At 71.6% G+C, this 19,161-nt stretch carries 15 protein-coding genes and 5 pseudogenes; 12 read left to right on the top strand and 8 right to left on the bottom strand.

All coding sequences use genetic code 11. The annotated features are described in order from the left end of the window. Positions 1-3: 3 nt before the first annotated feature. The 3 pseudogenes from H4N64_RS13835 to H4N64_RS13845 all read right to left on the bottom strand — a co-directional run. Positions 4-777 (bottom strand): annotated as a pseudogene (locus H4N64_RS13835) (LuxR C-terminal-related transcriptional regulator); the annotation flags it as partial. 194 nt (positions 778-971) lie between these two features. Then, positions 972-2,732, bottom strand: a pseudogene (locus H4N64_RS46740) (transposase); the annotation flags it as partial. Between the two features lie 46 nt (positions 2,733-2,778). After that, positions 2,779-4,185: pseudogene (locus tag H4N64_RS13845) on the bottom strand (LuxR family transcriptional regulator); the annotation flags it as partial. 116 nt (positions 4,186-4,301) lie between these two features. Here H4N64_RS13845 and H4N64_RS13850 point away from each other — a divergent pair. Together H4N64_RS13850 and H4N64_RS13855 are read left to right on the top strand one after the other, a co-directional pair. After that, positions 4,302-4,988, top strand: a complete 687-nt coding sequence (locus tag H4N64_RS13850; RefSeq protein ID WP_186282585.1) for an esterase/lipase family protein — start codon at positions 4,302-4,304, stop codon at positions 4,986-4,988. 72 nt (positions 4,989-5,060) lie between these two features. Beyond that, positions 5,061-5,747, top strand: a complete 687-nt coding sequence (locus H4N64_RS13855; protein ID WP_186282586.1) for a class I SAM-dependent methyltransferase — start codon at positions 5,061-5,063, stop codon at positions 5,745-5,747. A 1-nt stretch (position 5,748) separates the two neighbouring features. Here the strand turns inward: H4N64_RS13855 and H4N64_RS13860 are convergent, their stop codons facing one another. Together H4N64_RS13860 and H4N64_RS13865 are read right to left on the bottom strand one after the other, a co-directional pair. Further along, entirely contained in the window at positions 5,749-6,123 is a 375-nt protein-coding gene (locus H4N64_RS13860) for a fic family toxin-antitoxin system, toxin component (protein ID WP_186282587.1), read from the bottom strand. A gap of 4 nt (positions 6,124-6,127) precedes the next feature. Beyond that, positions 6,128-6,355 carry an antitoxin gene (locus tag H4N64_RS13865; protein ID WP_186282588.1) on the bottom strand — a complete coding sequence of 76 codons (228 nt, stop codon included), beginning with the start codon at positions 6,353-6,355 and terminating at the stop codon, positions 6,128-6,130. Between the two features lie 131 nt (positions 6,356-6,486). On the opposite strand from H4N64_RS13865, the gene H4N64_RS13870 reads away from it, so the two are divergent. From H4N64_RS13870 to mug, 8 genes are all read left to right on the top strand, one after another. Next, positions 6,487-7,299, top strand: coding sequence for an ABC transporter ATP-binding protein (locus H4N64_RS13870; protein ID WP_186282589.1), 813 nt, complete (start codon positions 6,487-6,489; stop codon positions 7,297-7,299). Between the two features lie 4 nt (positions 7,300-7,303). Then, entirely contained in the window at positions 7,304-9,871 is a 2,568-nt protein-coding gene (locus tag H4N64_RS13875; protein ID WP_186282590.1) for an FtsX-like permease family protein, read from the top strand. 57 nt (positions 9,872-9,928) lie between these two features. Continuing rightward, positions 9,929-10,354, top strand: a complete 426-nt coding sequence (locus tag H4N64_RS13880; protein ID WP_186282591.1) for a GNAT family N-acetyltransferase — start codon at positions 9,929-9,931, stop codon at positions 10,352-10,354. Positions 10,355-10,502: 148 nt separating this feature from the next. Next, on the top strand, positions 10,503-11,849 hold the full coding sequence (locus H4N64_RS13885; RefSeq protein WP_186282592.1) for a hemolysin family protein: 1,347 nt from the start codon (positions 10,503-10,505) through the stop codon (positions 11,847-11,849). Beyond that, positions 11,846-12,859: a CNNM domain-containing protein gene (locus H4N64_RS13890; RefSeq protein WP_186282593.1), complete on the top strand. Its 1,014-nt coding sequence runs from the start codon at positions 11,846-11,848 to the stop codon at positions 12,857-12,859. The genes H4N64_RS13885 and H4N64_RS13890 overlap by 4 nt, the downstream gene beginning before the upstream one ends. 105 nt (positions 12,860-12,964) lie before the next feature. Continuing rightward, entirely contained in the window at positions 12,965-13,741 is a 777-nt protein-coding gene (locus H4N64_RS13895; protein WP_186282594.1) for an SGNH/GDSL hydrolase family protein, read from the top strand. Between the two features lie 73 nt (positions 13,742-13,814). Next, positions 13,815-15,257, top strand: a complete 1,443-nt coding sequence (purB, locus tag H4N64_RS13900; RefSeq protein WP_186282595.1) for an adenylosuccinate lyase — start codon at positions 13,815-13,817, stop codon at positions 15,255-15,257. Beyond that, complete coding sequence (mug, locus tag H4N64_RS13905) at positions 15,254-15,805, top strand: G/U mismatch-specific DNA glycosylase (protein WP_186282673.1); 552 nt, start codon at positions 15,254-15,256, stop codon at positions 15,803-15,805. Before purB ends, mug begins: the two co-directional genes overlap by 4 nt. On the opposite strand, the gene H4N64_RS13910 is transcribed toward mug, so the two are convergent. Both H4N64_RS13910 and H4N64_RS13915 read right to left on the bottom strand, forming a co-directional pair. Beyond that, positions 15,783-16,169 (bottom strand): hypothetical protein, encoded by a 387-nt coding sequence (locus tag H4N64_RS13910; RefSeq protein ID WP_186282596.1) that lies wholly within the window; start codon positions 16,167-16,169, stop codon positions 15,783-15,785. The genes mug and H4N64_RS13910 overlap by 23 nt on opposite strands. A gap of 56 nt (positions 16,170-16,225) precedes the next feature. After that, positions 16,226-16,840, bottom strand: a pseudogene (locus H4N64_RS13915) (ABC transporter permease); the annotation flags it as partial. Here H4N64_RS13915 and H4N64_RS13920 point away from each other — a divergent pair. Together H4N64_RS13920 and H4N64_RS13925 are read left to right on the top strand one after the other, a co-directional pair. Next, a pseudogene (locus H4N64_RS13920) lies at positions 16,838-17,026 on the top strand (response regulator transcription factor); the annotation flags it as partial. The pseudogenes H4N64_RS13915 and H4N64_RS13920 overlap by 3 nt on opposite strands. Before the next feature lie 134 nt (positions 17,027-17,160). After that, complete coding sequence (locus H4N64_RS13925; protein ID WP_186282597.1) at positions 17,161-18,318, top strand: ROK family protein; 1,158 nt, start codon at positions 17,161-17,163, stop codon at positions 18,316-18,318. A gap of 63 nt (positions 18,319-18,381) precedes the next feature. Here the strand turns inward: H4N64_RS13925 and H4N64_RS13930 are convergent, their stop codons facing one another. Next, entirely contained in the window at positions 18,382-19,143 is a 762-nt protein-coding gene (locus H4N64_RS13930) for a GntR family transcriptional regulator (protein ID WP_186282598.1), read from the bottom strand. Between the last annotated feature and the right edge of the window lie 18 nt (positions 19,144-19,161).

A 19,161-nucleotide genomic window follows, 5' to 3' on the forward strand; every position in this document is an offset into this window, starting at 1 on the left:
GCGTCATGCCTTCTCGGCGAGCAGCCGCACCAGTTCGATCCGGGACCGGATGCCCAACCGTGTGAACACACCGCGCAGATGATGGTCGATCGTCCGGGGGCTCAGTGCGAGCCGGGCCGCGATCTCGCGGTTCGTGGCGCCCTCGGCGGCCATCCTGGCCACCAGGAGCTGTTGCGCGGTGAGCCGGGCGGTGGGGTCGTCGGGACCGCAGGGCGCGGGGTCCGCGGGGGCGCCGAGGGCGCGCAGTTCGGCGCGGGCCCGGTCCGCGCAGTGCGGGGCGCCGAAGGACTCGAACGCCTCCAGCGCGCTGTGCAGCCGGTCCCGCGCTTCCGTGCGGCGTCGCAGTCGGCGCAGCGCGCTGCCGAACAGCAGCTCCGTGCGGGCGCGTTCGAAGTCGCGGGTGCCGCGTCCGTGCAGGCCGAGCGCGGCGCGGTAGTGCTCTACGGCCTCGGCGCCGGGCGTGAGAAGCGCGCGGCAGCGGGCACTCAGGGCGAGGTCGTCGGCGCTGCCGACGGCGGTGGCCCAGCGGTGGTAGTCGGCGTGGGCCACCCGGGCGATCCGGGTGTCGCCGGTGCGTACGGCGGCCTCGACATAGTGCGGAGTGGCCAGGTGGCGGATCGCCCGGTGACCGTGGCCCGGGCCGAACCCGGCCAGCGCCCGCAGCCGGGCCGCCGCCGCGGCGAACCGGCCACTGCCCAGGTCCAGGAAGGCGAGCGCCCACTGTGCGAGGGCCGCGGGCAGACCCAGGCCATGGGCGAGGGCGTACGACCGTGAGCCTGTTGCGTTTTCGTTCTGACTGCGCAGTAGCAGTGGGACACCACATCCGGCCCGGACGCCCCGGTCGTCTCAAGCGCATGGCTGTCTGTCCTCGTGGCTGCGGACGCCGGCACCGGCTTCCTGTCGGCTGGATTCCCCTCAGGCGGCCAGGGCTGCTGCCCGAAGACGGGGTCCAGTCGGCAAAACTTGCGGAGGTTGAGCACCAGCGCAGCGAGTTCCAGTTCGGACTGGCAGGCCGCCCGCCCTCGGCGGGCGAACCGGCGTAGGCGAATACGGTCCTTGAGCTGGCCGTTGACCGGCTCGACGGTGGCGGCCCGGCGCTTGTAGGTCGTCGATCCGTCTTCGGTGGCGAGGCGGTAAAGCATCCAGGTTGTAGCGTCGGCATCCTCGGGCGGGGGCTTCACATTGTGATCCACCTGGGGCAGATCCCGGGCCTTTCCTGGTGCGATGAGGCGGTCGGGCCCGGGGGCGTTCAGGTTCTCCTCGCTCCAGTAGCCGCTGTCGAACAAGAGCGTGCCGATCCAGTCCAGCGTGCAAGGGCACGACGTCTGACTGCACCCGGACGCAGACATGATCCCGGCTCCTGTGGGTGATGCGCACGCTTCGATGCAGCACCCGCCCAGATCCGGGCATTGACGCGGGCAGCGGGCCTGGTGGACGGCGAGGGCTGCCGCGACAGCCACGGGCATCATCGGCTTGAGTTGTCGCCGGTCGTTGCTGTCCTGGACAAGTTCGCAGGCCATGATCAATCCGTCAGCCCCGACGGCCAACTGGGCGTTGTAACCCTGCAGAGCGCCGCCGTCGGCCCCTTGCATCTGTCGGCTATCGGGATCGGTGACGTTGCGCCGGACCTGTGCCGACCTGTCTTTGACACTGTTGCCCCGTGGCCCGCGTTTGCCGCCGCCGGGTGTGATCTGCGCGGTAGTCACAGTGGCCTGGTCCATGGCGTTCTCCCGGGCCGAGCGGGCCCTCGCCAGTTCGTTCTCGGCCCGGACCACCCACCGCTTGGCGCGGGCAACTTCGCGTCCACGGTTCTCGTCGAAGCTGAACGGCCCGAGCACAGGCTTGGGTCCGTGGCCGGCCTCGAAGAGCCGGATCCTTTCTCGCATCGCTTCGATCTGCTCACGTTTGGCAGCCTTCTCGCGCGCCAGACGATCTTGAGCGGCCTGCAGCCGGGCTTCGGCAACAGCCAGCGGGTCCACTCCCACCGGGCGGGTGCCTACTGTGTTGTCCCCGCGCCGGGTGCGCTCGAGGAATTCCTCGTGTTTGGTTGCGATCGCTTTGGCGTCGAGTCCGCGCGCGGCCTCCTCGGCGAGCACCTCTTCCAAGGCTCTGTGCAGTCGGCGCTCGCGGTCCTGTCGGCCCCGAAGTTGCTGTGGTGTCTCGGTGTCTTTCGCTCGGGCTGTGAACCTGGCGTCCTCGGCCTCATCAGCAGCGGCGGCCTCGGCGGTGATCGCGGCGACCTGTTCCTGCAGCCATTCGCGGCGGCAGGATGCATACCGGGATGCGTTTGCCGCGATCTTGGTGCCGTCGATTGCTATCGTGCCCAGCCGTCCCAGCCCGGCCTTCGCGCACACCAGCAGCACCTGCGTGAACAGGTCCCTCACCGAGTCCTGGTGCAACTGCCGGAAGCGGGCTATGGCGGTGTGGTCGGGGACCTGCAGCCCGCAGATAACGCGCATGGCCACGTCGGTTCGGCACAGCCGCTCGATCTGCCGGGACGACCGCACCCCGTCCGCATAGGCGTAGATCAGAAGTACGAGCATCATCCGCGGGTCGTACGCCCGGCGCCCCCTCCCGCCGAGTGCATACCGGGACTCGATCCTGGACAGGTCGAGGTGATCCACGACCTCCAACAGGATCCAGACGACATGGTCTTGGGGCAACCATTCCCGCATGTCGACCGGGAGGAGGAACTGTTGGTCGCGGTCGACCCGACGGAAGCCCTTCGCCATGGACTCATCCAACAGTTCCAGCGGTGCGAACTCCAAAACGCAACAGGCTCCGTGCCGTGCCGGCGCGTTCACGGCACACGTCCGCGTCGCCGGTGAGAGCCGCGAACATCGCGAGGGCGGCCTGGAGATGGCAGGCCCCGTTGTCCTGGCCGGTGGCGTGGGCCTGCCACAGGGCGTCGGTCGCGGCGGCCTCGCCGGCCCGGGGGCGGCCGGTCCAGAAGTCCGCGTACGCCCGGAACTCCATCGCCTGGGCCACGGCGACCGTCGTGCCCCGGGCACGCGCGGAGTCGGCGGCGCGGACGGTGGCGCCGGCGGCGCGGGTGTGGTCGCCGAGGAGCAGGGCGGCGATACCGGCGTGGATGAGGAGGGTGGGGTCGCCGCCGGGACCGCAGCGTCCGGCCGCCGCCTCCAGCAGGTCCCGTGCGTCGGCGTACCGGCCCTCGAAGGCCGCCACCAGCCCGCCCAGCGTGCCGGGCACCGCGACACCGAGTCGCTCGGCGACCCGGGCGGCCTCCCGAAGCCGGCGCAAGTCACCTGTGTAGATGGAGGCTTCGGTGGCTCGGGCGAGGAGGTGGGTCGCGCGTCCGCCCTGTTCCCGTCCCGCTTCTCCGAGCAACGCGTCGAAGGCGTCCGTCGCGTTCCCCGCCCTCAGGGCCACAACGCCGGTCAGGGCTGTGGCGGTGTTCAGGTGGCGGGCGCGGTCGCTGTCCCCCGAGTGCCAGGCGTAGTCGGCGGCGCGCGCCAGCAGGCGGGTCTGCTCGGGTGGGTCGGGGCAGAGGGTGGCGGCGCGTTCGGCCAGGGCGCGTGCCAGGGTGAGGCGTCCCGTCTGCTCCGCCGTACGCGCCGCCTCCCCGAGTTCCGCCGCCAGCCGCCCGCTCGGCCCGAGCGCGCCCGCGCCCCGGTGCCAGGAGCGCCGGGGCGTCTCCCCGGCACCGTGCAGCACCCGCGCCAGCAGCCGGTGCACATCACGCCGGTCCGTCGGACTCCCGGTCTCGAAGGCGGCGATGCGTGTCCACGCGTCGCGGAAGACGACCCCGCTCCCTCCGGCGTGGGCGACACCGGCCGACTCGGCGGCCTCCAGCGGGCGGGTGTCGAGGCGGGCGGCGGTGATGGCGCGCAGGAAGGCGTGGGTGGCGACCGGGTACTGGTCGGCCGCAGCCAGCAGCAACAGCAGCCGGGTGTCGTCGGGCAGGGCGCGGATCTCCGCTCGATGCGCGTAGAGGAACGCGGGCGCCAGTTCGGCGGGTTCCGTCGGGAGCGGGTCGAGCCCGGCCGTCTGCCGCGCGGTCAGTCTCGGTACGGCCTCGGCGGCGGCGCGCGGATCGCCGTACACCGCGCGCAGGACGCGCACTCGGACGGGCTCGGGGAGGGTCGGGGCCAGGTGCTGCCACGCGTCCGTGAGCCGCGGTGTCGAAGTGCGGTCGAGAGGCGGGGGGTTCACCGGGGTCACCACACCAACGACGTTACTGGTGAGTTAATTGACCAGTAAAGACCGGCGATTTCGCCGATGCGGCGCGCGTAGACCCTGCCCGACACTCCTGGCGACCCCACATGCCTCAGGAGGCACCCATGCAGCGCACCGCGCGTCGCATCGCCACGGCCGTCTCGGCCGCGGCCGCATCGCTCCTTCTGGCTCTCTCGCTCTCCCCCACACCCGCCCGGGCGGCGACCCACAACCCGGTCGTGTTCGTACACGGTCTGAGCAGCTCGGCGAGCAGCTGGGACGACTGGATCGCCGACTTCAAGGCGGACGGCTACACCTCCTCGGAGCTGTACGCCTGGTCGTACAGCTGGTCCCAGTCGAACGTCACCACCGCGGGCCAGCTCTCCAGTTACATCAACACCGTGCGCGCGCAGACCGGTGCCGCCAAGGTGGACCTGGTCGTGCACTCCATGGGCGCGCTCAGCTCCCGCTACTACCTCAAGAACCTCGGCGGGACGGCGTACGTCGACGACTTCGTCTCGACGGCCGGCACCCACCATGGCACGACCACCGCCTCATGGTGCGCGTGGCTGTACACCTCGTGCGCCGAGATGTACACCGGCAGCTCCTTCCTCACCGCGCTGAACTCCGGTGACGAGACCCCGGGCAGCGTCTCCTACGCCAGCTACTGGTCGAACTGCGACGACGCGCTCACCCCGGACACCACCGCGATCCTCAGCGGGGCTACCAACGTCGAGGTCGGCTGCATCTCGCACACCGACATGAACAACGACTACGGCGTCTACGAACAGGTGCGCGACTTCATCGCCTGAGCACAGCGGGGGTGCGCGGGGGCGGTCGGGGGGACAATCGGGGTAGTGTCCGTCCTGCCCGGGAGGTCCCCCATGCCGCTTCGGTCCGCCGGTACCGGCAAGGTGCCGCGGGATGCCGTGCACCATCCGCTGTTCGCCCGCTACTACGCCCGCATCAGCGTGAGCGCCGAGTCGAAGCTCGGCATGGGCGCCGTACGCGACCGACTGCTCTCCGGTCTTTCCGGGCGGGTGATCGAGATCGGCGCGGGCAACGGCCTGAACTTCGCCCACTATCCGAGCACCGTCTCGGAGGTCGTGGCGATCGAACCGGAGCGGGTGCTGCGGAAGTTGGCCGTGGAGGCGGCCCTGCGCGCCGACGTGCCGGTCGACGTGGTGCCCGGTGCGGCGGAGGCCCTGCCGGTCAAGAGCGAGGCGTTCGACGCGGTGGTGGTCTCGCTGGTGCTGTGCAGCGTCCGTGATGTGCCGCGCTCGCTCGCGGAGATCCGGCGAGTGCTGCGGCCCGGCGGTGTCGTGCGGTTCTTCGAGCACGGCCGGGGCGGCGGACGCGTGATGACCTTCACCCAGCAGGCCCTGGACCGGACGGTGTGGCCGCTGCTGAGCGGCGGCTGCCATGTCGGCCGGGAGCCGATCGCCTCGCTGCGCGACGCCGGGTTCGAACTCGGCCCCTACCGGCGGATGCTGATCCCGGAGAAGGGGCCGACGCTGCCGTCCTCGTACTGCGTGCTGGGCACGGCGTGGCGGCCCGTGGTCAAGGACTGAATCACTCGCACCACTGCCGCAGCTCGTCCGCGATGTCCTGCACCGTGGCCTCGCCGGTCTTGACCAGCCGGGCCAGTTCACGGACCTGTACCGGCGAGGTGACGACCTTCAGGCCGCTGGCGACCAGATAGGCGTACGCCACGGCGGAGGCGAACAGGGCGTTGGAGCGCTCCAACGCCGGGACGTGGATGAGCAGTTGGAGCAGGGCGGCGGCGCGGGCGGGCGGGGTGTCGTAGACGGGGACGTCGAATATCTCGGCCTCGTGGCGGGCGACGGCGGCGATCAGCGCGCCCCAGTCGGTGACCTGCGGGTCGCCGGGGGTGTTCTGTTCGGCGAGCATCAGCAGCCAGGCGAGGTCGATCCTGAGATTGCTCAACGGATCAACGACGGCCTTCGCGCTCGGCGCCGAACTCCTCGGCGAACACGGACTCGTACTGCTTCATGAAGTCGGCGGCGGCCTCCACGAAGGTGTGGCCGACCTCGCCGGTGTCCTGTCGGACCAGTTCCTCGATGTAGCGGTTGACGCTCATGCCGCGCGCGAGGGCACGTTCGCGGGCCGCGCGGGCGGTGCCCTCGTCCACGCGTACGTTCAGCTGAGTCTTCGCCATGCATCGAAGCTAGCGCCAAGACGCTAGCAGGGCAAGGGGGTCATTCCTGGGGTGGAGACCGGCTCGGACCCAAGAAGGATGTCCGGTGTGCGCCTGGTCACACTACGCTCGGGCCTGGCAAGGAAGTCGCGATGTCCAGGACCGAGGAGGCAGCCTTGTCCACTCCTGCTTCGGCGCACGACTCGGCCGACGGGATCGCGGCCCGGGCCCGCGGTCTGACCAAGGCGTACGGCTCGGGCGAGACGACGGTGCTGGCCCTGGACGCGGTGGACGTGGAGATCGCGCGCGGCCGCTTCACCGCGGTGATGGGTCCCTCCGGTTCCGGGAAGTCCACGCTGATGCACTGTCTCGCCGGGCTGGACAATGTCTCGGCCGGGCAGGTGTGGCTCGGCGACACCGAGATCACGGGCCTGAGGGAACGCGAGCTGACGCGGCTGCGCCGGGACCGGATCGGATTCATGTTCCAGTCGTTCAACCTCATCCCGACGCTGAACGCCGCCGAGAACATCACCCTGCCCATGGACATCGCCGGCCAGAAGCCCGACGAGAAGTGGCTGGACCAGGTCATCGACACACTCGGTCTGCGGGACCGCCTCAGGCACCGGCCCGCCCAGCTCTCCGGCGGCCAGCAGCAGCGTGTCGCCTGCGCCCGCGCCCTCGCCTCCCGCCCCGAGCTGATCTTCGCCGACGAGCCCACCGGCAACCTCGACTCACGGGCCGGTCTGGAGGTGCTCGGCTTTCTGCGCGACGCCGTGGACCAGCTCGGGCAGACCGTCGTCATGGTCACCCACGACCCCGGCGCCGCCGCCCACTCCGACCTGGTGCTCTTCCTCGGGGACGGACGGATCGTCGACGAGATGGCCCGCCCTACGGCCGAGGCGGTGCTGGAGCGGATGAAACGGTTCGACGTGATCCGGGGCGCCGCCGACTCCGAGGAGGACTGACCCGGTGCTCAAGGCGACCCTGCGCAGCTTCCTCGCCCACAAGGGGCGGCTGCTGCTCTCCGCCCTCGCGGTGATCCTGTCCGTCGCGTTCGTCGCGGGCAGCCTGATCTTCTCGGACACGGTCAGCCGTACCTTCGACCGGCTCTTCGCCTCGACCGCGGCCGATGTCACGGTCAGCCCGAAGGAGAACCTCGACGAGTCGCTGCCCTCCGGATTCACGCCCACCCTGCCGGCCTCGCTGGTGGACCGGGCGGCCCGGGTCGAGGGCGCCGAGGCCGCACGCCTTGACGTGGACGTGGAGGGCATCACCGTCGCCGACGAGGACAACGAGTCCGTCGGCCCGACCACCGGCGCCCCCACCATCGGCACCAACTGGAACCCCACCGACCGCAGTCCGGTCGAGCTGACGTCCGGTCACGCCCCCGAGGGTGCGGACCAGGTGCTGATCGACGCGGACACCGCCGACAGCAAGGACGTCGGCATCGGCGACACGCTCACCGTCATCGCCGCACCGGGCTCGTTCAAGGTCGAGGTCGTCGGCATCGCCACCTTCACCACCACCAACCCCGGCGCCGCACTGATCTTCTTCGACACCCCGACCGCGCAGACCAGGTTGCTCGGCGACGCGGACGCCGCCACCAGCATCTCCGTCGACGCCGCGGAGGGCGTCAGCGACCCACAGCTCAAACAGCGCGTGGCCGCCGCGCTCGGCGCGAACACCTACGACTTCCGCACGGCCGACGAACAGGCCGAGTCGGACGTGGAGCAACTGGGCGGATTCCTCGACATCATCAAGTACGTGATGCTCGGCTTCGCCGGGGTCGCCGTGCTGGTCGGGGTGTTCCTGATCGTCAACACCTTCTCGATGCTGATCGCCCAGCGCACTCGCGAACTGGGCCTGCTGCGCGCGCTCGGCGCGGACCGGCGCCAGGTGCGGCGCTCGGTCCTCACCGAGGCGTTCCTGCTGGGTCTGGTCGGCGCCTCGCTGGGGCTGGCCACCGGGATCGGTCTCGCCATCGGGCTGATAGAGCTGATGGGCCTGCTCGGCATGAACATCCGCTCGGCGGACATGGTGATCGGCTGGGCGACCCCGGTCTCGGCGTACGTCGTCGGCCTCGGCGTCACCTTCGTCGCCGCCTACCTCCCGGCCCGGCGCGCCGCTGCCGTCTCCCCGATGGCGGCACTGGCGGACGCCGAGATCGCCGGGGTGGGCCGGCCGCTGCGGATGCGCGCGGTGGTGGGCACCGTTGTCGGGGCACTCGGCGCGGCGGCGCTCGTGGGATGCGCCACCGCCTCCAAGACCTCCTCGTCCGCCTCCCTGCTCGGCCTCGGCGTGCTGCTCACCCTGATCGCGACCGTCATCGCGGGGCCCCTGCTGGTGCGGCCCGTGATCCGGGTCCTGGGCGGGGCCTTCCCGGCGCTGTTCGGCTCGATCGGCCGGATGAGCCAGCGCAACGCCCTGCGCAATCCACGCCGTACGGGCGCCACCGCGGCCGCGCTGATGGTGGGGCTCGCGCTGGTCGGCGGGATGTCGGTGGCGAGCGCCTCGATGACCAAGTCGTTCGACGAGCAGATCGACAAGACGCTGGGCGCCGACTTCGTCGTGCAGAACACCAACTTCGTGCCCTTCCCGCGGGAGATCACCGAGAAGGTCCGCGACACGGAGGGCGTCGGCCTGGTGGTCCGCTCCCAGCTCACGACGATCGCGGCACGGTTCCCCGACGGCGACCGCGTCGAGACGACCGCGGCGGGCTACGATCCGCAGCTCGACGAGGTCGCCAACATCACCTACGCGCAAGGCGATACGGCCACCGCGCTGGCCGACGGCCACATGGCCATGGACCGGGAGTTCGCGCAGGACCACGGGGTGCGCGTCGGCAGCACCGTCCCCGTCGAGTTCCAGGGCGGGCGCACGGCCGAGCTGACGGTGGCGGCGCTGACCGACCAGGACTCCGCCGACGGGTTCGGCACCCAGGGCGGCATGTACTTCGGCCTGGGCACGCTGGAGCGGTACGCGCCGGGCGGCCAGGAGTCCGCGGTGTACGTCAACGCGGCCTCCGGCACCAGCGCCGACGACCTGCGCGCGAACCTGGAGGAGACGCTCGACCCGTATCCCCAGGTACAGGTCAGGGACCTCGCCGACTACAAGGAGCTGGTGCGCGACCAGATCGCCGTCCTGCTGTACCTGGTGTACGCGCTGCTCGGGCTGGCGATCGTCATCGCGGTGCTCGGTGTGGTCAACACCCTCGCCCTGTCGGTCGTGGAGCGGACCCGGGAGATCGGGCTGCTGCGGGCGATCGGCCTGTCCCGGGTCCAACTGCGCCGGATGATCCGGCTGGAGTCGGTCGTGATCGCGGTGTTCGGGGCGGTGCTCGGGCTCGGGCTCGGCCTGGTGTGGGGCGTGTGCACCCAGCAGGTGCTGGCCCTCCAGGGCATGACCGCGCTGGCGATTCCCTGGGGCACGATCGTCGCGGTGGTGATCGGCTCGGCGGTGGTGGGCATCGTGGCGGCCCTGCTGCCCGCGCTGCGCGCCTCGCGGATGAACGTGCTGGCGGCCATCGCGCACGAGTGAGCATCCGGATACCGGAATTCCGGGCTCTCGGCGGGCCACCCGTGGTGTGATCGTCACATGACTGAACTGCGGATACGGCCCGCCGGGCCCGGGGATCTGGACACCGTGCTGGCGTTTTGGAAAGTGGCCGCCGAGGGCACGAGCATCAGCGACGACCGGGACGGGGTGGAGCGGCTCGTCGGCCGGGACCCCGAGGCACTGATCCTGGCCGAGCGCGGCGGCGAGCTGGTCGGCACGGTGATCGCGGGCTTCGACGGCTGGCGCTGCCATCTGTACCGGCTCGCGGTGCACCCGGGCCACCGTCGCCAGGGCATCGGCACGGCGCTGCTCGCCGCCGCCGAGGAGCGCTTCGTACGGCTCGGCGGACGGCGCGGGGACGCCATGGTGCTCCAGCGCAACGAACGGGCGCACCACGCCTGGCGGGCGGCGGGATACGCCCCCCAGGACCAGTGGCTGCGCTGGGTCAAGCCGCTCGCCGACTGACCCTCTTTGCTCGTCCTTTACCCTTGGAGGACCGACTCCCGATCCTCCGACGAAAGGTGTGTGAGCGTCCGCCCATGGGCGAGCCTCCCAGTACGCGACATCGCGCGCTCCTTCCCACCCTGTCCGATCATGGGACGGAGGTGACCCGATGACCGAAGTGCTCCTGCTGCTGGTGGCGATCCTGCTCTCGGTGGTCTGTGGTGCCTTCGTCGCCGCCGAGTTCTCGCTCACCACCGTCGAGCGCGGCGAGCTCGAAGCGGCCGTGGAACGCGGCGAGCGGGGCGCCTCCGGGGCCTTGAAGGCTGTACGGAATCTGACCTTCCAACTCTCCGGCGCACAGCTCGGCATCACCGTCACCAACCTGGTGGTCGGCATGCTCGCGGAGCCGTCCATCGCCCGGCTGCTCGCGGGGCCGCTGGAGTCGCTCGGCGTCTCCTCCTCCACGGCGAGTTCGATCGCCCTGGTGATCGGCACCGCGCTGTCCACGGTCGTCCTGATGGTCGTCGGCGAACTGGTGCCGAAGAACTGGGCGATCTCCTCGCCGCTGGCGATGGCCAAGCGCGTGGGCAACGCGCAGCGCTGGTTCAGCGCCGCCTTCCGCCCGTTCATCACCCACCTGAACAACACCGCCAACCGGATCGTCCGCCGCTTCGGCGTGGAGCCCGCCGAGGAACTGGCTTCCGCGCGCGGGCCGCAGGAGCTGGCGGCGCTCGCCCGGCACTCCGCCAAGGAGGGCATCCTGGAGGCGGACACCGCCGAGCTCTTCGTGCGGACCCTCAACCTCGCGGACCTGACCGCGGAGAACGTGATGACACCGCGCGTGCAGGTCATCGCCCTGGAGGCGTCGGCGACCTGCGAGGACGTGGCGAACGCCACGCGCGCGACCGGCCTGTCCCGGTTCCCCGTCTACCGGGGCAGCCTCGACGCCGTCGTCGGCACCGCGCACATCAAGGACGTCCTCGCCATACCCGCCGCAAGGCGGCCCCGGGTCCGGGTCGCCGAGCTGATGCGCGAGCCGCTGCTCGTGCCGGAGACCCTCACCGTCGACCGGCTGCTGGACCGGCTCTCCGGCAAGCGCACCATGGCCGTCGTGATCGACGAGTACGGCGGTACGGCGGGCGTGGCCACGCTGGAGGACATCGTCGAGGAGGTCGTCGGCGAGGTGCGCGACGAGCACGACCCGCACGAGACGGCCGACCTCTCCCCCGCCGGCAGCGACGACAGCGGCCGGGCCCTGTTCTCGGCCGACGGCTCGGCTCGCCTCGACCAGCTCGCGCGCGTGGGCCTCAGGGCGCCCGAGGGGCCGTACGAGACGCTCGCCGGGCTCGTGGCGACCGAGCTCGGCCGGATCCCCGAGGTCGGTGACTCCGTGCAGGTCGCCCGATGGCGGCTGGACGTCACGGACGCCTCCGGGCACCGCGCCGCGCGCGTGCTCCTGCACGCGCCCCTCGATGACGCCACTGACGGCATGGACGACAAGGGGGAGACGCTGTGACCGCGATCCAGTTGCTGATCGGTCTGGCGACCCTCGTCGTCAACGCCTTCTTCGTCGGCGCCGAGTTCGCGCTGATCTCCGTGCGTCGCAGCCAGATCGAGCCGCACGCCGATCAGGGCGACCGGCGCGCGAAGAGCGTGCTGTGGGGCCTGGAGCATGTGTCCGCGCTGATGGCCGCGGCCCAGCTCGGCATCACCCTGTGCACCCTGGTCCTGGGTGTGGTCGCCGAGCCGGCCATCGAGCACCTGCTGGAGCCGGTGTTCCACGCGCTGGGTGTGCCGGAGGGCGCGGGACACGCGGTGTCGTTCGTGATCGCGCTGACCCTGGCGACGTATCTGCACATGCTGCTCGGCGAGATGGTGCCGAAGAACATCGCACTGGCCGAGCCGGCGCGCAGCGCGCTGCTGCTCGGGCCGCCGCTGGTGACTCTGTCCCGAGGCCTGCGCCCGGTGATCTTCACCATCAACGCCTTCGCGAACGCCCTGCTCAAGCTGTTGCGCGTGGAGACCAAGGACGAGGTCACCGCGACTTTCTCGGACGCCGAGCTGGCGCGGCTGGTGCGGGTTTCGGGCGAGGCGGGCCTGATCGACGAGCGCGCCCGGGAACGGCTGCACGACGCCCTGGAACTGGGCCGCCGGCCCGTGCGGGACGTCGTGCTCCCGCTGGAACGCGTCGTCCACGCGCGCGTGGGCGTCACGCCGGAGGAGTTGGAGGGCCTGTCGGCCGAGTCCGGGTTCTCCCGCTTCCCGGTGGTGGACGAGGCCCGCCGGATCGTCGGCTACCTCCATGTGAAGGACGCGCTGGACGCCTCGCCGCGGGATCTGCCGTTCCGGGTGCCGGACATGCGGCCCATCGCGCGCGTACGGGAGAGCACACCGCTGGACGACGTGCTCACCGCGATGCGGGGCAGCCGTACGCACCTCGCGGCGGTGCTCGGGGACGACGGACGGCTGTCGGGCCTGGTGACCATGGAGGACGTGCTGCGGGAGCTGTTCGGGCAGCGGGCGTGAGAAGGGGGCTCCTTGGTACTTTCCGGGACCCTTGGACGGTACTTCCCGGGACCCTTGGACCGACCGACCGACGGGTATGCGCCTCGGGATACCATGTGCCCCGCCATGCAGACGAACCCCGCACACACCAGCCTGGTCGCCGTCGGCGACTCCTTCACCGAAGGCATGTCGGACCTGCTCCCGGACGGTTCCTACCGGGGCTGGGCCGACCTCCTCGCCGCGCGGATGGCGGCCCGGTCGCCCGGCTTCCGGTACGCCAACCTCGCGGTGCGGGGCAAGCTGATCGGGCAGATCGTCGAGGAGCAGATCGAGGTCGCGGCGGCCATGGAGGCCGACGTGGTGACGCTGGTCGGCGGTCTGAACGACACTCTGCGGCCGAAGTGCGACATGGGCCGGGTGCGCGGGCTGCTGGAGGGGGCCGTGGAACGCCTCGCGCCGTCCTGCAAGCAGCTGGTGCTGATGCGCAGCCCGGGCCGCCAGGGCCCGGTGCTCGAGCGGTTCCGGCCGCGCATGGAGGAGCTGTTCGTCTGCGTCGACGAGCTGGCCGCGCGGCACGGCGCCCTCGTCGTCGACCTCTACGGCGCCCCGTCGCTCGGCGACCCGCGCCTGTGGGACGTGGACCGGCTGCATCTGACCGCCGAGGGTCACCGCCGGGTCGCGGAGGCCGTGTGGCAGACCCTCGGCTACGAGCCGGAGGACCCGGAGTGGCGCACTCCGCCGCCTGCCTCGCTGCCGCCGGGCTGGTTCAGCCGACGGGTCGCGGACGCCCGGTTCGCCCGGCAGCACCTGCTGCCGTGGATCGGCCGCCGCCTCACCGGCCGCTCCTCGGGCGACGGCCTGCCGCCGAAGCGGCCGGACCTCTTGCCGTACGAGCTTCAGTGACCTGGGTCTCGTAGGTTCCACCGAACAGGCCCGTGGCGCTGGCCTGCACGAACCGCCAGTAGAATCTGGACACGTGACTTCAGCGCCCGCCAAGCCCCGCATCCCGAACGTCCTCGCCGGACGCTACGCCTCCACCGAGCTCGCCACGCTCTGGTCCCCCGAGCAGAAGGTGAAGCTGGAGCGTCAGCTCTGGCTCGCCGTGCTGCGGGCCCAGAAGGACCTCGGGATCGAGGTGCCGGACCAGGCGCTGGCCGACTACGAGCGTGTCCTCGACCAGGTCGACCTGGCCTCCATCGCCGAGCGCGAGAAGGTCACCCGGCACGATGTGAAGGCGCGGATCGAGGAGTTCAACGACCTCGCCGGGCACGAGCATGTGCACAAGGGCATGACCTCCCGCGACCTGACGGAGAACGTCGAGCAGCTCCAGATCCGGCTCTCGCTGGAACTGATGCGCGACCGCACGGTGGCGGTCCTCGCCCGCCTCGGCAAGCTCGCGGGCGAGTACGGCGAGCTGGTCATGGCCGGCCGCTCGCACAACGTGGCCGCGCAGGCCACCACCCTCGGCAAGCGCTTCGCGACCGCCGCCGACGAACTGCTCGTCGCCTACGGCCGCGTCGAGGAGCTGCTCGGCCGCTACCCGCTGCGCGGCATCAAGGGCCCGGTCGGCACCGCGCAGGACATGCTGGACCTGCTCGGCGGTGACGCCGCCAAGCTCGCCGAGCTGGAGCAGCGGATCGCCGGGCACCTGGGCTTCTCGCAGGCCTTCACCTCGGTCGGCCAGGTCTACCCGCGCTCGCTCGACTACGAGGTCGTCACCGCGCTGGTGCAGCTGGCGGCGGCGCCGTCCTCGCTGGCCAAGACGATCCGTCTGATGGCCGGGCACGAGCTGGTCACCGAGGGATTCAAGCCGGGCCAGGTCGGCTCCTCCGCGATGCCGCACAAGATGAACACCCGCTCCTGCGAGCGCGTCAACGGCCTGATGGTCATCCTGCGCGGCTACGCGTCGATGACCGGCGAGCTGGCGGGCGACCAGTGGAACGAGGGCGACGTGTCCTGCTCGGTGGTGCGCCGGGTCGCGCTGCCGGACGCCTTCTTCGCGCTGGACGGTCTGCTGGAGACGTTCCTGACCGTCCTCGACGAGTTCGGTGCCTTCCCCGCCGTCGTCGCCCGGGAGCTGGACCGCTACCTGCCGTTCCTCGCCACCACCAAGGTGCTGATGGGCGCGGTGCGGGCGGGCGTCGGCCGTGAGGTCGCGCACGAGGCGATCAAGGAGAACGCGGTCGCCTCCGCGCTCGCCATGCGTGAGCAGGGTGCCGAGCGCAATGAACTGCTCGACAAGCTGGCCGCGGACGAGCGCATCCCGCTGGACCGTGCTCGGCTCGACGCGCTGATGGCCGACAAGCTGTCCTTCACGGGCGCCGCCGCCGACCAGGTGGCCGCCGTCGTGGGCCGTATCGAGGAGATCGTGAAGCAGCGTCCGGAGGCGGCCGGTTACACCCCCGGAGCCATCCTCTGACGCGCTTCACCCCCGCGGAGCTGGAGGCCGCCCGCGACCGTCTCGTACCGGACGTCGTCGCGGACGGCCTCCGCGCGCTGTTCTGTGGCATCAACCCGGGGCTGATGACCGCCGCCACGGGCCATCACTTCGCCCGTCCCGGCAACCGCTTCTGGCCGGTGCTGCACCTGTCCGGGTTCACGCCGAGGCTGCTGAAGCCGTCGGAGCAGGGGGAGTTGCTGTCGTACGGGCTCGGCATCACCAATGTCGTGGCGCGGGCGACGGCTCGTGCGGACGAGCTGGGCGCCGAGGAGTACCGAGAGGGCGGGCGGCTGCTGGCCGCGAAGGTCGGCAGGCTGCGGCCGGCCTGGCTGGCGGTGGTGGGGGTGACGGCGTACCGCGCGGCCTTCGACGACCGCAAGGCCCAGGTGGGGCCGCAGGAGCGGATGATCGGGGACACCCGGGTGTGGGTGCTGCCCAACCCGAGCGGGCTCAACGCGCACTGGACGGCTCGGACGATGGCGGAGGAGTTCGCCCGGCTGCGGGTCACGGCGGATCCGTTGTCGTGACGACGCAGTACACCTGGGGACAGTGCTCGGCGTCCCCGTCGATGACCGTCAGGATGACCCAGCGGTCGGCCACTTCCCATGTGCGCAGGTCCGTCGCCAGGGCGCTGAGCCTGGCCCACGGCTCGGGTATGCGCTCCCCTCGCGCTCCGCGCTCGATGAGCGTCGCGGTGCCCCACCGCGACGGTTCTCCCCACTGTTCGGTCAACCGCTCCGCTATGGCCGCCTCGTAGGCGTAGCAGTCCTCCGCGCTCTGCCATTGGCGCAGCCCTAAGACGGCCTGGCGGTAGCCGTCTTCGCCGGGCTCCGTGGGGATGTCCCCGGTGCGGAGCCCGTCGATCAGGGCGAGGTCCTTCGCGATGTCCATGTGATCCAGTAAACCGGCCACCACTGACATTTGGCGGGGCGTCAGTCGACCTTCGGTCAGGCGTCCCGTCTCCGCACGCTCCACGCGCCCGCGAGCAGGGCGGCCGCCGTCCACAGCGCGGTCACCGCGAGCCCGGACCACGGGCCGAGCGTCCCGTCGTACGTCTCGTACAGGATCACCTGACCTGCCTTGTCGGGCAGGAACTCGGTGGCAGCTCCGGCCGCGTCGCCGATGACGAAGGAGACGACGAGCACGAACGGGATCAGCAGGGACAGCGTGGCCACACCGCTGCGCAGCAGGGCCGTGAGTCCGGCCGCGAACAGGGCCATCAGCGTGAGGTAGAGCGCGGAGCCCAGGACACCGCGTACCTGTTCGGCCGCGCTGAGGCCGCCGACCGCGTCGCCGAGTCCGGCGCGGCCCACGGCGAAGGCGGCGAGTGTCGTGGCCAGTCCCACGGTCAGGGCCGGTACGGCGATCGCCGTCATCTTGGCCGCGAACCATCGCCCGCGACGCGGGACCGCGGACAGCGACAGCCGGAGCGCGCCCCCGTGGTACTCGGCCGAGACGGCCATCGCGCCGAAGCTGATCGCCGCGATCTGGCCGGGCAGGACTCCGGACAGCGCCGTGAACAGCGGGTCGAGGTCCGGCTCTGAGGTCTCGGCTCCGGCGAGCGGGAGGCGGAGGTGCTGCGGCTGATGACGCGTGGGTTGTCCAACGCGGAGATCGCGGCCCGGCTGGTGGTCGGCACGGAGACGGTGAAGTCGCATGTGAGCGCCGTACTGGCGAAGCTGGGGGCCCGGGACCGTACGCAGGCGGTGATCGCGGCGTACGAGTCGGGGTTCGTGGCGCCGGGATAGCGCCGGGACAAAAGCGCCTGCCCGGCGCGGCTTGGACGGACCGGTCGGTGGGCCGCAGGTCGCCCGGCACTCGCCGGGGTCCGCCGGGCCGAGTACGATCCGGCCAACACGCGCACGAGCTGGGAGGACGGACGGTGGGGCGGCTGACCGGCGGGGATCCCTCGCTGCTGCGAAGGATCAACTCCGCTGTGGTGCTGCACGCGCTGCGTGCCACGGACTGCGCGACGCTGACCGAGATCACCCGGGTGACCGGACTGTCCCGACCGACCGTCGAGGGCGTGGTCGAGGACCTCATCGGGGCGGGCTACGTCGTCGAGAAGGCAGCCGACGAGGGTGTCGCGCGGCGCCAGGGGCGGCCGGCCCGGCGGTACCGGTTCCGGGCCGAGGCCGGCCATCTGCTGGGCCTGGACATCGGGCCGCACCGGGTGGCCGCACTCCTGTCCGACCTCGACGGCCGGGTGCTCGGCTCCATCGCCAAGGACGTCGAGGAGACGGCCGGCGCCGACGAGCGTCTGGAGAAGCTGCGTACGGCGGTCGCCGAGCTGCTGCGCCGGGCCGGGGTGGCGCGCGGCTCGCTGCGGGCGGTGGGCGCCGCGACGCCCGGGATCGTGGAGGCGGACGGCACGGTACGGCTGAGCACGGCGCTGCCGCAGTGGTCGGGGCTGCCGCTGGGCGAGCGGCTGAGCCGGTCCTTCAAGTGCCCGGTGCTGGTCGAGAACGACGCCAACGCCGCTGCCGTGGCCGAGCACTGGAAGGGCGCCGCCACCGAGTCCGACGACATCGTGTTCGTGCTGGCGGGACTGAGCCCGGGCGCGGGTTCGCTGATCGGCGGGCGGTTGCACCGGGGCTTCGGCGGGGCGGCCGGTGAGATCGGCGCGCTGCACCTGCTGGGCCGTGAGGCGACGCCGGAGACCCTGCTGTCCACCACGGACGAGCCGCTGCACCCGCTCGACGAACAGGCGGTCGCCGAGGTGTTCGCCAACGCGCGCGAGGGCGACCGGCGGGCCCGCGCGGCCGTGGACCGGTTCATCCATCGGCTCGTCCATGACGTGGCCGCCCTGGTGCTGGCCCTCGACCCGGAACTGGTCGTAGTGGGCGGCTGGGCAGCCGGTCTTGACGGCGTACTGGAGCCGCTGCGCCGGGAGTTGGCGCGCTACTGTCTGCGGCCGCCGAAGGTCACGCTGTCCCTCCTCGGCGAGGCGGCCGTCGCGACAGGGGCGCTGCGGCTGGCGCTCGACCATGTGGAGGAGCAGTTGTTCGCGGTGGAGGGGACGGTCACGGCGCGCCGCTGACCATGCAACGCCCCGCGCCCCGGAGGCGTTCCGGGGCGCGAGGGATGCTGCGGGCTACTGGGCTCAGGACGCCTGGCGTGCGGGGCCTTCGTGGATCTCCACGCCTCCGGAGTCACCGAAGGTGAGCCGGCAGGTGTCCGCACGGTAGGTGGCGACCGAGAGGGCAGCGGTGCGGCCCTGGGCGACATAGCGCGTGGTGACGACCAGGACGGGCGCCCCGGGGAGCCGGTCCAGCTGCTTGGCGTCGTCCGCGCGGGCCGAGCCGAGCTCGACGGCGCTCTCCCGGCCCTCCAGCTCCAGTCGCTGAAGCTCGCGCAGCACCGCACGCGCGCGTGCCGCTCCGGCGGGCGCGTCGATGGCGGACAGATCGCGCACCGACGACGCGGGCACGTAGAGCAGCTCCGCGGCGACGGGCTGGCCGTGCGACACACGGGAGCGGCGCACCAGGTGCACCGTCTCGTCGGCGCCGGTGTCCAGGACCCCGGCGACGGACGCGGGCGGGACCTCCAGCGTGCTGTCGGCGGGCTGCCAGTCGTCTCCGGCCGCCCCCGGCCAGATGTGCTGCTCGGTGCCGACCGCGACCCCCATGCGCGGCGGCGCCACCGTCGTACCGACACCGCGGCGACGCTGCAGCCTGCCTTCCAGTTCGAGCTGTTCCAGAGCCTGCCGGAGCGTGGCGCGGGCCACGCCGAAGCGGGCGGCGAGATCGCGTTCGTTGGGCAGGATCTCGCCCACTGCGAACTCGGAGTCCAGCGCCTCGCTGAGCACGGTCTTGAGGTGCCAGTACTTCGGTTCCGGCACCGATTCCAGTTGCGTGGTCCCCACCCTGTCCTCCGCAATCGC

Source organism: Streptomyces cupreus, assembly GCF_014257025.1.
GTDB lineage: Bacteria > Actinomycetota > Actinomycetes > Streptomycetales > Streptomycetaceae > Streptomyces > Streptomyces cupreus.